Origin of the sequence: Sinomonas sp. R1AF57 (genome assembly GCF_002224485.1) — a bacterium.
GTDB lineage: Bacteria > Actinomycetota > Actinomycetes > Actinomycetales > Micrococcaceae > Sinomonas > Sinomonas flava.
On sequence record NZ_CP022463.1, the window covers coordinates 3705866 to 3719471 of the forward strand.

General features: G+C 70.2%; 11 protein-coding genes and 2 tRNA genes. 9 read left to right on the top strand and 4 right to left on the bottom strand.

Going from position 1 to position 13606, the window contains the following annotated elements:
* Positions 1–203: 203 nt before the first annotated feature.
* The 6 genes from gyrB to CGQ25_RS17155 all read left to right on the top strand — a co-directional run bounded on the left by gyrB (position 204) and on the right by CGQ25_RS17155 (position 5966).
* Entirely contained in the window at positions 204–2264 is a 2061-nt protein-coding gene (gyrB, locus tag CGQ25_RS17135) for a DNA topoisomerase (ATP-hydrolyzing) subunit B (protein WP_208713159.1), read from the top strand.
* A 32-nt stretch (positions 2265–2296) separates the two neighbouring features.
* Positions 2297–4972 carry a DNA gyrase subunit A gene (gene gyrA, locus CGQ25_RS17140; protein WP_208711015.1) on the top strand — a complete coding sequence of 892 codons (2676 nt, stop codon included), beginning with the start codon at positions 2297–2299 and terminating at the stop codon, positions 4970–4972.
* On the top strand, positions 4969–5571 hold the full coding sequence (locus CGQ25_RS17145; protein WP_208711016.1) for a DUF3566 domain-containing protein: 603 nt from the start codon (positions 4969–4971) through the stop codon (positions 5569–5571). The genes gyrA and CGQ25_RS17145 overlap by 4 nt, the downstream gene beginning before the upstream one ends.
* Positions 5572–5651: 80 nt before the next feature.
* Positions 5652–5725: transfer RNA gene (locus tag CGQ25_RS17150), tRNA-Ile, on the top strand.
* Between the two features lie 40 nt (positions 5726–5765).
* On the top strand, positions 5766–5876 hold the full coding sequence (locus CGQ25_RS18335; RefSeq protein WP_255405811.1) for a DLW-39 family protein: 111 nt from the start codon (positions 5766–5768) through the stop codon (positions 5874–5876).
* Between the two features lie 17 nt (positions 5877–5893).
* Positions 5894–5966 (top strand) — tRNA-Ala (locus tag CGQ25_RS17155).
* An 86-nt stretch (positions 5967–6052) separates the two neighbouring features.
* Here CGQ25_RS17155 and CGQ25_RS17160 read toward each other — a convergent pair.
* Positions 6053–8068, bottom strand: coding sequence for a beta-N-acetylglucosaminidase domain-containing protein (locus CGQ25_RS17160; protein ID WP_208711017.1), 2016 nt, complete (start codon positions 8066–8068; stop codon positions 6053–6055).
* Between the two features lie 89 nt (positions 8069–8157).
* Between CGQ25_RS17160 and CGQ25_RS17165 the strand changes: the two genes are divergently transcribed.
* Positions 8158–9063 carry a DMT family transporter gene (locus CGQ25_RS17165; protein ID WP_208711018.1) on the top strand — a complete coding sequence of 302 codons (906 nt, stop codon included), beginning with the start codon at positions 8158–8160 and terminating at the stop codon, positions 9061–9063.
* A gap of 193 nt (positions 9064–9256) precedes the next feature.
* Here the strand turns inward: CGQ25_RS17165 and CGQ25_RS17170 are convergent, their stop codons facing one another.
* The 3 genes from CGQ25_RS17170 to CGQ25_RS18745 form a co-directional block, all read right to left on the bottom strand.
* Positions 9257–9607, bottom strand: a complete 351-nt coding sequence (locus CGQ25_RS17170) for a putative immunity protein (protein WP_208711019.1) — start codon at positions 9605–9607, stop codon at positions 9257–9259.
* 26 nt (positions 9608–9633) lie between these two features.
* Entirely contained in the window at positions 9634–10500 is an 867-nt protein-coding gene (locus CGQ25_RS17175; RefSeq protein ID WP_255405413.1) for a glycosyltransferase family 2 protein, read from the bottom strand.
* Between the two features lie 107 nt (positions 10501–10607).
* Positions 10608–11801 carry a hypothetical protein gene (locus CGQ25_RS18745; protein ID WP_208711021.1) on the bottom strand — a complete coding sequence of 398 codons (1194 nt, stop codon included), beginning with the start codon at positions 11799–11801 and terminating at the stop codon, positions 10608–10610.
* 165 nt (positions 11802–11966) lie between these two features.
* Here CGQ25_RS18745 and CGQ25_RS17185 point away from each other — a divergent pair, with 165 nt between their 5' ends.
* Both CGQ25_RS17185 and CGQ25_RS17190 read left to right on the top strand, forming a co-directional pair.
* Positions 11967–12512 carry a peptidylprolyl isomerase gene (locus CGQ25_RS17185; RefSeq protein ID WP_208711022.1) on the top strand — a complete coding sequence of 182 codons (546 nt, stop codon included), beginning with the start codon at positions 11967–11969 and terminating at the stop codon, positions 12510–12512.
* A 44-nt stretch (positions 12513–12556) separates the two neighbouring features.
* On the top strand, positions 12557–13429 hold the full coding sequence (locus tag CGQ25_RS17190; protein WP_208711023.1) for a rhomboid family intramembrane serine protease: 873 nt from the start codon (positions 12557–12559) through the stop codon (positions 13427–13429).
* Positions 13430–13606: the final 177 nt, after the last annotated feature.

Here is a 13606-nt window from a genome sequence, read left to right on the forward strand (position 1 = left end):
GGCGCGCAGGCCGCTCAGAAGCCCGGGACCCACACTCCCCCTTGATCGGGCCTTGTCTAGAGTCGCTTTGGACGGTTTCTGGCCCGCTGAGCGGCATCCGCGGCCGTGTTGTCCGTTCCCGCGCGCGCGAACCGGTAGAATTGACACGTTATGCCTGCCGAACTGAAGAGGGGTCGAGACCGCCTGTGGCTGACGAGAGTGCAGTGAACCCGTCCAGCGATCAGCAGGGCGCTCCCAGCGGAGACCGGAGGGACGCCAAGGAATACGGTGCCAGCAGCATCACGGTGCTCGAGGGCCTCGAAGCTGTCCGCAAACGCCCTGGCATGTACATCGGCTCCACCGGCCCGCGCGGCCTCCACCATCTGGTGTACGAGGTGGTCGACAACTCGGTCGACGAGGCGCTGGCCGGATACTGCGACCACATCCAGGTGACCCTGCAGGACGACGGCGGCGTGCGCGTCGAGGACAACGGCCGCGGCATCCCCGTGGACATCCACCCGACCGAGGGCAAGCCCACGGTCGAGGTCGTCATGACGATCCTCCACGCCGGCGGCAAGTTCGGCGGCGGCGGGTACGCGGTCTCCGGCGGCCTGCACGGCGTCGGCATCTCGGTCGTGAATGCGCTCTCGAGCCGGGTGGACACCGAGGTGCGCCGCCAGGGCCGCGTGTGGCGCATGTCCTTCCGCGACGGCGGCCACCCCGTGGGAGGCCTCGACGAGGGCGAGGCGACGGACGCCACCGGGACGATCCAGACCTTCTACCCGGACCCGACGATCTTCGAGAGCACCGAGTTCGACTTCGAGACCCTCCGCGCCCGCTTCCAGCAGATGGCCTTCCTCAACAAGGGCCTGCGCATCACCCTCACCGACGAGCGCCGCGGCGAGGAGGAGGAGAGCGAGGTCGCCGGCGAGGACGCCGACGCCACGGTGCCCGCCGAGGAGTCCGCCTCCACCCCGACGCGCCGCGTCGTCGACTACAAGTACGACGAGGGCCTGCTGGACTACGTCAAGCACCTCAACTCCTCGAAGAAGATCGAGGTGATCCACGAAGAGGTCATCGCCTTCGAGAGCACCGACCACGAGCGCAAGATGGCCCTCGAGGTCGCGATGCAGTGGACCACGGCCTACGCCGAGTCGGTCCACACCTACGCGAACACCATCAACACCCACGAGGGCGGCACCCACGAGGAGGGCTTCCGCGCCGCGCTGACCTCGCTCGTGAACCGCTACGCGCGCGAGAAGGGCATCATCAAGGACAAGGACGACAACCTCACCGGCGACGACATCCGCGAGGGCCTCACCGCCGTCGTGAGCATCAAGCTCGCCGAGCCGCAGTTCGAGGGCCAGACGAAGACCAAGCTCGGCAACTCCGAGGCCAAGGGCTTCGTCCAGCGGGTCGTCACCGACCAGCTCGGGGACTGGCTCGAGCGCAACCCGAATCCCGCGCGCGAGGTGATCCGCAAGGCGATCCAGGCCTCCCAGGCGCGCATGGCGGCCCGCAAGGCCCGGGACAACGCACGCCGCAAGAGCCCGCTCGAGTCCTTCGGCATGCCCGGCAAGCTCTCCGACTGCTCGAGCAAGGACCCCTCGCGCTGCGAGGTCTACCTCGTGGAGGGCGACTCGGCAGGCGGCTCGGCGAAGCGCGGCCGCAACCCCGAGACCCAGGCGATCCTGCCGCTGCGCGGCAAGATCCTCAACGTCGAGCGCGCCCGCCTCGACAAGGCCCTGGGCAACGCCGAGGTCCAGTCGATGATCACGGCGTTCGGCACCGGGATCGGCGAGGACTTCGAGATCTCCAAGCTGCGGTACCACAAGATCGTCCTCATGGCGGATGCCGACGTGGACGGCCAGCACATCACCACCCTGCTGCTGACCCTCCTGTTCCGGTACATGCGCCCGCTGATCGAGAACGGCTACGTGTACCTGGCCCAGCCGCCGCTGTACCGCATCAAGTGGTCGAACCACGCGCACGACTACGTGTTCAGCGACCGTGAGCGCGACGAGGCCATCCGCACCGGCCTCGCCAACGGGCAGCGGCTGCCGAAGGAGAACGGCATCCAGCGGTACAAGGGCCTCGGCGAGATGGACTACACCGAGCTGTGGGACACGACCATGGACCCCGACCGGCGCACTCTGCTGCAGGTGACCATGGAGGACGCGGCGGCCGCGGACCAGACGTTCACCGTCCTCATGGGCGACGACGTCGAGTCCCGCCGCCACTTCATCCAGCAGAACGCCAAGGACGTCCGCTTCCTGGACATCTGAGCCGTCCCGAGAGCAACTAGAGGAGAGAATCTGTGAGCGACGAGACTCCCGAGAACCCCGGCTCCGGCGACGGCACCGAGGCTGGCGGCTTCCCCGTCGAGGGCGTCCTGCTGGACCGTGTCGAGCAGGTCGACCTGCAGACCGAGATGCAGCGGTCCTATCTGGACTACGCGATGGCGGTCATCGTGGGCCGCGCCCTGCCGGACGTCCGCGACGGGCTCAAGCCCGTGCACCGCCGCGTCCTGTACGCGATGTTCGACGGCGGCTACCGCCCCGACCGCGCGTTCAACAAGTGCGCGCGCGTGGTCGGCGACGTCATGGGCACGTACCACCCCCACGGCGACATGGCGATCTACGACGCCCTCGTCCGCCTCATCCAGGACTGGGTCATGCGGTACCCGCTGGCCCTCGGCCAGGGGAACTTCGGCTCCCCCGGCAACGACGGCGCCGCCGCCCCCCGCTACACCGAGACCAAGATGGCCCCGCTGGCCATGGAGATGGTCCGGGACATCGACGAGGAGACCGTCGACTTCCAGGACAACTACGACGGCAAGAACCAGGAGCCCACGGTCCTCCCGGCCCGGTTCCCGAACCTGCTCGTCAACGGCTCCTCCGGCATCGCGGTCGGCATGGCCACCAACATCCCGCCGCACAACCTGCGCGAGGTGGCCGACGGCGTCCAGTGGTACCTCGAGAACCCCGAGGCCACCCGGGAGGAGCTCCTCGAGGCCCTCCTGGTGCGCGTCAAGGGCCCCGACTTCCCCACCGGCGCGACGATCCTGGGCCGCAGGGGCATCGAGGAGGCGTACCGCACGGGCCGCGGCTCCATCACCATGCGTGCCGTGGTCAACGTCGAGGAGATCCAGGGCCGCACGTGCCTCGTGGTCACCGAGCTGCCGTACATGGCGAACCCGGACAACCTCGCGATGAAGATCGCCGAGCTCGTCAAGGACGGCAAGATCGGCGGCATCGCCGACCTCCGCGACGAGACCTCCGGCCGGACCGGCCAGCGCCTCGTGATCGTGCTCAAGCGCGACGCCGTGGCCAAGGTCGTGCTCAACAACCTGTACAAGCACACCCAGCTTCAGGACAACTTCGCCGCGAACATGCTCGCGATCGTCGACGGCGTGCCCCGCACGCTCTCGCTCGACGCCTTCGTGCGGCACTGGGTCACCCACCAGATCGACGTGATCGTCCGGCGCACCCGGTTCCGGCTGCGCAAGGCCGAGGAGCGCATGCACATCCTGCGTGCCCTCCTGAAGGCCCTCGACATGCTCGACGAGGTCATTGCCCTCATCCGCCGATCCCCCACCGTGGACGAGGCCCGCGAGGGCCTCAAGTCGCTCCTCGAGATCGACGACATCCAGGCGCAGGCCATCCTCGACATGCAGCTGCGCCGTCTCGCGGCCCTCGAGCGGCAGAAGATCGTCGACGAGCACAACGAGCTCGAGGCCCTCATCGCGGAGTACAACGCGATCCTCGCGGACCCGGCGCGCCAGCGGCAGATCATCTCGGAGGAGCTCACCGGGATCGTCGAGAAGTACGGCGACGACCGCCGCACCCGCATCGTGGCCGGATTCGACGGGGACATGAGCGTCGAGGACCTCATCCCCGAGGAGGAGATGGTCGTCACCATCACCCGCGGCGGCTACGTCAAGCGCACCCGCAGCGACCAGTACCGCCAGCAGATCCGCGGCGGCAAGGGCGTGCGCGGCGCCCAGCTGCGCGGGGACGACGTGGTCGAGCACTTCTTCGTCACGACGACGCACCACTGGCTCCTCTTCTTCACCAACCTCGGGCGCGTGTACAGGGCCAAGGCGTACGAGCTCGCCGAGGGCGGGCGCGACGCGAAGGGCCAGCACGTGGCGAACCTGCTCGCGTTCCAGCCCGACGAGCGGATCGCCCAGGTCCTGGACCTGCGCGACTACCAGCAGGCCCCCTACCTGGTCCTGGCGACCAAGGGCGGCCTCGTGAAGAAGACCCGCCTCGAGGACTACGACACGAACCGCTCTGCCGGCGTCATCGCGATCAACCTGCGCGACGGCGACGAGGTGGTGTCCGCCCAGCTCGTGAGCGAGACGGACGACCTCATGCTCGTCTCCCGGCACGGCCAGTCCCTGCGGTTCACGGCCGACGACGACGCGCTGCGCCCCATGGGCCGTGCGACGAGCGGCGTGACCGGCATGAAGTTCCGTGACGACGATGAGCTCCTCACCGCCGACGTCGTGACCGAGGGGTCCTTCGTCTTCATCGTGACCGAGGGCGGCTACGCCAAGCGGACCTCGGTCGAGGAGTACCGGGTGCAGGGCCGCGGCGGCCTGGGCATCAAGGTCGGCAAGTACCAGGAGGAGCGCGGGCACCTCGTCGGAGCCCTCATCGTCCAGGAGGAGGACGAGGCGCTCGTGGTCATGGAGGGCGGCAAGGTGGTCCGCTCCGCCGTCACCGGCGTCCCCGCCAAGGGGCGCGACACGATGGGCGTCATCTTCGCCAAGCCGGACAAGGGCGACCGCATCATCGCCGTGGCCAGGAACAGCGAGCGGGCCCTCGGCGAGGAGCCGGGCGAGGAAGCTGCTGACGGCCAGGCCGGCGAGGGGTCCCCAGAGGCAACCGCCGAGGAGTCCAGCAGGCAGTCCGACGATGCCCCGGAGCAGGCGGATGCCGTAACGTTGGCTGGAGACCAGGACCAGAATCCGGGAGGTAACGAGTGAGCACGCCCGAGAACGCGCCGTCGTCCAGCGGCGGCTACCCGCAGGCGGCACCCCCGTCGCGCCCGCCCCAGCGGCCCTCGGCGCCGCCGTCGAACGCCCCCCAGCGTCCGGCCGAGCGGCCGCTCACGGCGACCGCCGCGCAGCAGCGTCCGGCCGCCCAGCAGCGTCCCGCGGGCCCGCGCCCGAACCAGCGCCCCGGCCAGCCCACGCTCGTCCGTCCCGCGCCCAAGGCGAAGCAGCGGCGTGCCCGGCTGATCGTGAGCAAGGTCGACACGTGGTCGGTGCTCAAGATGGCCTTCCTGCTCTCGGTCGCGCTCGGCATCGTCACCGTTGTCGCGTCGATCGTCCTGTGGACGATCCTCGACGTCACCGGGATCTTCGACAAGATCAACGGACTGCTCGGCGAGGTCGCCGGCGCGGAGAGCGGAGGGTTCGACCTCAAGAAGGTCGCCTCCCTCGGGCAGGTGGCCTCGTTCGCGACCATCATCGCCGTGGTGAACGTCGTGCTCCTCACCGCGCTCGCGATGCTGACGGCCGTTCTGTACAACATCTCGGCGACGCTCGTGGGCGGCATCGGCGTGACCCTCACCGACGACTGAGACCCGCCCGCGCCGGCAATGGCGATTTGGCCGCGGGCTGGGATGTGCTGTAGAGTCATGTCTCGGCCCGAGGGCCACAGGGGCGTATAGCTCAGGCGGTTAGAGCGCTTCGCTGATAACGAAGAGGTCCCAGGTTCAAGTCCTGGTACGCCCACGGACCCTGCTTACCGGCATCGGAGGTGCCCGTGAAGAGAATGATCGCAGTCGTGATCGCCGCTCTTGCGGGCGCTTTCCTGTATCGGAAGGCGAAGGAGTCCGAAGCCCAGAAGGACATCTGGAGCGGTTCGACCGACACGGTCGAGTAGCACCGTCCGCGGGCAGCGGGGGCATGGCGCAATTGGTAGCGCACCTGCTTTGCAAGCAGGGGGTTAGGGGTTCGAGTCCCCTTGCCTCCACCCACAGGGAAGGACCCGGCACCCACGGTGCCGGGTCCTTCCGCATCTCCGGGCGCGCGCCGCTCCCGTGGCCCATGAAGAAGGGCTCACCCGCCGAACGCGTTCGCGTACTCCTTCAGCGCCTCGTCGAGGAACTGCTGGACGACGCCGTCCCCCGTCACCGCCACCACCGTTCCCCGGTCGAGGGTCGGCTGGGCGCGCACAACGGCGGCGTCCCGCGCCGCGAGTGTGGCGGACCGGGCTGCGTCGGCAGCGCCGGCGTCGCCGTCGTGCACCGCCCCCAGCATGCGCACCGCGCTGGCGATCGCCGTCCCGTAGTGCGCCGCGGCGGCGGACCACGCCGCGACATCGGTGGCGTACCCGGGCTGGCGGAGGTGCGTCAGGAGCTGGGGCACCCGCTCGAGGAGGCGCGCGCGCTCGGCCAGCCCGGCCGGCGTCGTGCGCCCGGAGCGGTAGGCGGACCAGAACGCGTCCACATCCTGGGACAGCGCGGGCGCGGGGTGCGGGTGGTAGTCGAGCTGCCAGTTCTGGTTCAGGTCGGTGAAGGCCCGGAGGGCGGCGAGGGCGTCGGCGTCCCCGCCCGCGAGGTCGGCAAGCGCGGCGTCGAGTGAGGCGGCCGGGTCATAGGCCGGCCCGTTCCAGGTCATGTCCGCGTACGTCGCGATGCCCGGCAGGGAGGCGTACGGCTGGATCATCGGGTTCGAGACCATGCCCACGAGGCTCTTGTAGAGGTCGCCGTCCCGTTCCTCGACGGCGCTCAGGAACAGGCGGTCCTGGGCGAAGTCGTTGACGGGGAAGTTGTCCCACACCAGGATGCTGCGAGCCTTCCCGGGTGCCCCATAGGTATTTCGTGCCGCGCTGGCCGAGGCCGAGGTGATCCTGTGCGAGACGATCTCCTCGCCCGTCCACTGCACGATGATGCGAGCGTCGAGGTCCCGGCCGAGCCGCGACTTGTACCGGCTCGTCTCGGCCCCGCTGTACTCGGTCGGCACCATCTGGAGCGGGGCGAGGCCGGGCAGGTCGGCCTCGAGCCGGTCGCGCAGGCGGTTGAGGAACCAGGCCTGCGCCTGCGCGAGCCCGGCCGAGCCGCCCGCGGTGAACCGGCTGCGGTCCTCTGGGCACGTGAGGCCGCCGCCGATGTCATCCAGCGGAATCACGAACTGGCGGATCCCGAGGGCGTGGACCGACGCAATCTTGGCCGCCGCCGTGTCGAGGTCAGAGGCGCGGGAATAGCAGATGTCGAGGCCCGGGGAGAGAGCATAGGCCACGTCGATGTGGTTGCGCTGGCCGGCCGCGACGAGATCGCGGATCTCGCCGATGGCGTCGTCCGGGTACGGATCGCGCCAGCGGGCGCGCAGATACGGGTCGTCCTTGGGCGAGTAGACGAACGTGTTCATCTTCGACCGCGCCATTGCATCGAGCACGGCCGAGCGGGCCTCGCTCGACCAGGGGAAGCCGTAGAAGCCCTCGATCACCCCGCGCGTCCCCATGAGCGGCCAGTCGGCGACGCTCACCGCGGCGAGCCGCCCGCCGTCCAGGAGGCGGCGCAGCGACTGGACGGCGTAGAAGGTGCCCGGGGGGTCGGCGCCGGCCAGGACCGCCGTGGGCCGCCCCGACACCGTCCCGGTGGCGACCACATAGCCCTCCGGACGGCCCAGCGCGGCCGTGCGGCTGCCGTCGTCGGCCGCGGACCGCACCCCCCTGAGAGCATCCTCGAGCGGACCGCCGCCGCTGTGCTGGGTGCCGAGGTACACGACCGTGCCCGCCGCGGACGCGTCGCCCTGCGGCGCGGATGTCGTCGTAGCAACCTCCCGGGCGACCTCCCTCACGAGCGTGTCGAGGGCCGTTCGCGCCGCTCCGTCCGTGGTCTCGTCCATGACGAGGGTGACCTTCCCGGAGAAGTCCAGCGCCGCGCCGTCGCCCGAGATGTGCTGCGGTGCCGGGTACAGGGCCGGCCCCGCGTACGGCACCGACGATGTGCGGCCCGTGACGAGCCACCCGACAACCAGCACCGTGGCGACCAGCACCGCGGCGAGCAGGAGCGCGAGCACCGCGAGGAGCCCGAAGCGTCCGCGCCGCGTCTTCAGCCGGGAGGAACCCATGGAGCCCACCGCACCAGAGAACCACAGCCGGGGCCTGCGGCGGTACTGGCGGACGGCTCGGCGCCCGACGGCGGTACTAGAGTGGGCGGGTGATCCCCCTTGTCGTCGTGCTCGGCGTCCTGGGCGTCTCCGCGTCCGGGCCGCTCATCGCGGCGACGCTCGCCGGGACGTCCGTGACGGCCCTCGCGATCGCGTTCTGGCGCAACGCGATCGCCGCCGTTGTCATGGCGGCGCCGGTCGCCGTCCGGAACCCTCGGCAGTTCGGGCGGCTCAGGAGGCGCGAGTACTTCTGGTCGGCGATGGCCGGGGTCGCGCTCGCGTTCCACTTCGTGTGCTTCATCGGCTCCCTCACTCTCACGTCCGTCGCGGCCTCGACTGCGCTCGTGTGCCTCCAGTCCGGCTGGATCGCCGTGTTCGGGCTCCTGCGCGGCCGCCGTCTCCCCGTGCCCGTGCTCGTGGGACTCGGGCTCGCCTTCGCGGGCGTGGTCGCCATCACCGGTCTGGACCTCGGGTCCTCGCCCCAGGCGCTCCTAGGCGATGTCCTCGCCCTCGCTGGCGGAATCCTCGCCGGCCTCTACACGATGGCCGGCGGCAAGGCCCGCCAGACGATGGGCACGGGAACCTACACAGCCCTGTGCTACGGGCTCTGCGCCGCCCTCGTCGCGGTCATGGCGCTGGCCACCGGTCAGCGGCTCACGGGATTCGAGCCTGCGGGCTGGGCGGGGATCCTGGCAATCACCGTCGCTGCGCAGCTCGTAGGCCATACTGCGTTCAACTACCTCGTGGCGACGCTGAGCCCCCTCGTGGTGTCGATGTTCATCCTGCTCGAGATCCCCGGGGCTGCCCTGCTCGCCGCCGCGTTCCTCGGCGAGGTGCTCCCCGCCGGGATCTATGCCGGCCTCGGGCTCATCCTCGCCGGGCTCGCGGTCGTGGTGCTCGGGCAGCGCCGCACGCGGCGCGAGGCCCGCGCGCAGGCGGAGCTCGGCGCGGACTGAGGCGGCCGGGGTTTCGACTGCGCTCAACCGGCGTGGGTTTCGACTGCGCTCAACCGGCGTGGGTGTCTGCGGTCAGCCGGCGTGGGTTTCGACTGCGCTCAACCGGCGTGGGTGTCTGCGGTCAGCCGGCGTGGGTTTCGACTGCGCTCAACCGGCGTGGGTGTCTGCGCTCAACCGGCGTGGATGTCTGCGCTCAGCTGCCACCGGCGCCCTCCCGCTCAGCCCGGTCGGCGTAGGAGGCCGCCTTCTTCGCGTGGCTCGCGACGTGTGCTGTCGCGGCGGCATGCTCGGCTGCCCGGGCGGCGGAACGGGCGGCGGCCGACTGGGCCGCCTGGGCGGCGTCGTGCGCGGCCATGGCTGCGGCGCGCGCCTGGGCAACCTCGATCTCCCCCCTGAGCCACGCCCGGGCTGCCTCGACCGCGTGGCGCGGCCGGGCGTCGTCGTGCCTCTCCCGCTCGAACAGCGGCAGCACGCGCTCGGCACAGTCGGCGGCCCACAGCGCGAGCGCGTGGTGCTCCGCCTCGCTCTGCTGCCCGGCCGCCATCGCTGCCTCCCTGCGCCGTCCTCGGGCTAGATGCCGCCCCGCTTGACCGCAGGCTGGTTGGCCGAGTGGATCGCGCGGAGCAGTTTGGCGGGATAGTACACCGAGAAGATCACGGCCATCGGGGCCCGGAGGGCGATCTTCTTGATGTTGTGCGCCTTGTAGGTGCGGTCGAAGCGCTGGACGTAGTAGCGGTAGTCCTTGGGCGAGTCCTCGAGCCGCCTCGCGGACATGCCAGAGACCATCTCGGGCCAGTACTGGATCTTCAGGCCGTGCTCGGCCAGATGCAGGGACAGGTCGATGTCCTCGTGCATCTCGTCCTTCTCGTCGCGGCAGGTCGAGCCGCGGATGGTCTCCCACGCAGTGCGGCGGATCGCCATGTTGGAGCCGAAGAGGAAGTGGTACTCGTGGCGCGAGAGCTTGAGCAGGAGCTGGCGGACCTTGTCGTCGGCCTTGAGCCCAAAGCGGCGCATCGGCATGTCGTAGTAGATCACCGGGCCGGTCGCGGCCTGGACCTCCGGGTCCATGAAAGCCCGCTGGACCTCCTCGACCCAGTCAGGCTCGAGGAGGGAATCGGCGTCGATCCGTCCCAGGACGTCCCCGGTCGCGCTGTCGAGGCCGAAGTTCCGGGTGGGGATGAGGCCCTGTTCCCTGTCCTGCGTCAGGAGGCGGATGGGCGATTCCGGGTACTCCTGCGCGAGCTGGCGGACGATCTGCGCCGTCGTGTCCTTGGACAGGTTGTCCACGACGATGATCTCGTGCGCCGGGACCGACTGGTAAATCGCGGCCGTGACACACTGCCGGATCACGCTCTCCTCGTTGTACGCCGGGATGACGATCGACACGCTCGGCGGTGCCGGGGTCGTCGTCGGGGAGGCGGCGGGTTGGGGAGGCATCATCCACAAATCTAGCAAAGCGCCCGGGCAGTGAAGCGGGCCCCGTCAAAATGACGGGGCCCGCTTCGGGGGGTGACGGCCGCTCCCGGGAGAGCGGCGTGCCCGGGTCAGGAGGCGGAGCCGCCCTTGCCGTTCTCGCCCTTGCCGTTCTCGCGTTGGGCGGCCTCGTGGACCGAGCGCATGGCGGAGGACGGGTCCTCGGCGACGTGCTTGCCCTCGCCGAGCGAGTCCGAGCTGGTGTCCGCAGCAGCGGTCTCGGCGTCGGCCCGCTCGGAGTCGGCAGCCTGCTCCGGTGCCTCCTCGAGCACCGCGGCCTGGCCGGCGTCGAACGCTGCCTCGGCCTCGGCCTCTGCCGCCGTGGACGCGGTGGTGTCGGCGGCCTCCTGGGCAGCGACCGTCTCGGACAGCGGGGCGTTCTCGGTCAGCGACGCCTCCGAGGCGGGGATCGTCTCGGTCGGGGTGCCGGCACCGGCGACAGCCGTGGCCCCCACGGCGCCCGTGGAGGTGCCAGCGCCCGTGGAGGTGCCGCTGGCCGGGACCGGCGCGGGAGTGCTCGCCGAGGAGGTGCTCGCGGACGACGCCGCGCCCCCCGCGGGCTGGACCGGAACCGGGGTCTTCCACGGGTCCTCGACCGGCTTGGCAGCCTTCCACGCCGCGACGCCGGCGGCCACCGCGGCTGCGACGACGCCGAAGACGAGCAGGCCCCGGCCCTTCTTCTTCTTGGGCTGGACGAGCTGCTCCGACGCCCGGTGCGCGGCCTTCTGTGCGGCGACGACCGCCTCCTTCGCGGCGGCGTCCGCCTGCCGGACGACGCCGGACTCGGCGAGGCGCTGGGCAACGGCGTCGACGCGGGACGGCGCGACGGCGAGCCCTCGGTTCACCGACTCGGCGGCGTGCGCGATGCCCTCAGAGATCTTGGGCAGGTACTGGTCCGCGGCGTCCTTGATGGCGGGCGCCGCCTTGTCGACGGCGCCATGGAGGCGGGGAGCTGCGCTGTCCACCGCATCGGTGATGCGGGGGGCGAGCTGGGACAGGCCCTCCTGGATCCTCGGGGTGACGGTCGCGACCCCTTCGGCGAGGTTGTGGGCCGCCGACTTCAGGCCCTCCTGGATCTTCGGCGACGCGGAGTCAAGACCCTCCTGGATCCGGGGGACGGCCCACTGGACTGCTGCGTCGACCCGAGGCTGCGCCCAGTCCCTGGCGGTCTCGATGCCGGCGGTCACGTTCTGTTCGATGTCCCGCACAACATCGCGGGCGATCGCTTCCGTACTGTTCAGGCTCTTCTCGACTGATTTCTTCACGGCTACCTCCGGAATGTGCTGGAACCAACGCCAGCCTACGTTGACGTCAGGCGCGCGGGCTATGGTCCCGCGCCCGGCGACACCGTACAGTTACCCGATTTCACCGAGCGCGGAACCTGAGGACTCCCCGGAAACCCCCACGTGCCCCGTGGAAGAATGTGGGCCATGAGCGCTATCGCAACTGCCAAGGCAACCATCCACACGAACCACGGCGACATCGTGGTCAACCTCTTCGGCAACCACGCGCCGAAGACCGTCAAGAACTTCGTGGGCCTCGCCACCGGCGAGCAGGCGTGGACGCACCCCGAGACGGGCGAGGACAAGACCGGCACGCCCCTCTACAACGGCACGATCTTCCACCGCATCATCAGGGACTTCATGATCCAGGGCGGCGATCCCCTGGGCAAGGGCATCGGCGGCCCCGGCTACCGCTTCGACGACGAGATCCACCCCGAGCTGACCTTCAAGGAGCCCTACAAGCTCGCGATGGCCAACGCCGGCATCCAGGGCGGCAAGGGCACCAACGGCTCGCAGTTCTTCATCACCACGGTGGACACGAGCTGGCTCCACGGCAAGCACACCATCTTCGGCGAGGTCGCGGACGACGCGTCCAAGAAGGTCGTCGACGAGATCGAGGGCGTGCGCACCGGGATGCAGGACCGTCCGGTCGAGGACGTCGTCATCTCGTCGATCGACGTCGAGCAGCTCTAGGGCCGCACGGCCCCCTGCACTGACAAGCACTGGACAGACGAACTGTGAGCTATGGAAGCCCGGCCGGGCCGGAGGCCGTCCCGGTCTGCCCCCGTCACCCTGACCGCGTCTCCTATGTGAGCTGCCAGCGGTGCGGCCGGCCGGCGTGCCCAGAGTGCCAGCGTCCGGCCGCCGTGGGCTTCCAGTGCGTCGACTGCGTCCGCGAGCTCAGCGCGCAGTCCTCGACGCGGACCGTCTACGGCGGCACCGCCCGGCCGGGCGGCCGCCCGGTGGTCACGTTCGCGCTCATTGCAGCGTGCGCCCTCGTCTACGTGCTGCAGTGGGTCATCCCGAACGACGCCGTCTACCAGGACTTCGCCTACGCGACCCTGCTGACGGGGATCGAGCCCTACCGGATGCTCACGAGCGCCTTCCTGCACGCGCAGTCGTTCGTGCTCCACATCGTGGTGAACATGTACACGCTGTGGATCTTCGGGCAGGCGCTCGAGCCGGTGCTCGGGCGCGTCCGGTTCCTCGCGGTGTACCTGCTCTCGGCGGTCGGCGGCTCAGTCGGGTACTTCCTGCTCACCCCGCCGGGCCTCGGCGGGGTGGTGGGCGCCTCGGGGGCGGTGTTCGGCCTCTTCGGCGCCCTGTTCGTGGTGATGCGCCAGCGCGGAGGCGATTCGCGCCAGCTCCTCGTCCTCATCGCCATCAACGCGGTCCTGGGGTTCGTCATCCCACAGATCGCCTGGCAGGCGCACCTCGGCGGCCTCGTCACGGGGGCCCTCGCCACTGCTGCCATCGCCTATGCGCCGCGCGGCCGTCTCCGCACGCCCGTGCAGGTGGGCGGGATGGTGGCGATCGCCGTCGTGCTTGCCGTCGTCACTGTGGTGCGGGTGGCCGCCCTCGACCTCGGGCCGGGCGGTGTGGCTGCGTAGAAGTGCACAGCCTCGGAAGGGGCTGAACGAGAACCCCTGTGGACCTATCCACAGGGGTTTTCCACACTGTGCACAACTTACAGGACTGTAGTTACTGGCCCGTATCCCCGGCAGGACGGGGCTGGCGGCCGAATCCCGGGTCGTTGGGCGCCTGTCCACGGGCGGCCGTCCCCATGC

Bases quoted from the DNA above. Each gene is read 5' to 3' on its own strand.
- CGQ25_RS17185 (WP_208711022.1), top strand. From the start codon at position 11,967: ATGAGCGCTATCGCAACTGCCAAGGCAACCATCCACACGAACCACGGC.
- CGQ25_RS17175 (WP_255405413.1), bottom strand. From the start codon at position 10,500: ATGCCTCCCCAACCCGCCGCCTCCCCGACGACGACCCCGGCACCGCCG.
- CGQ25_RS17170 (WP_208711019.1), bottom strand. From the start codon at position 9,607: ATGGCGGCCGGGCAGCAGAGCGAGGCGGAGCACCACGCGCTCGCGCTG.
- CGQ25_RS18335 (WP_255405811.1), top strand. From the start codon at position 5,766: ATGATCGCAGTCGTGATCGCCGCTCTTGCGGGCGCTTTCCTGTATCGG.
- CGQ25_RS17160 (WP_208711017.1), bottom strand. From the start codon at position 8,068: ATGGGTTCCTCCCGGCTGAAGACGCGGCGCGGACGCTTCGGGCTCCTC.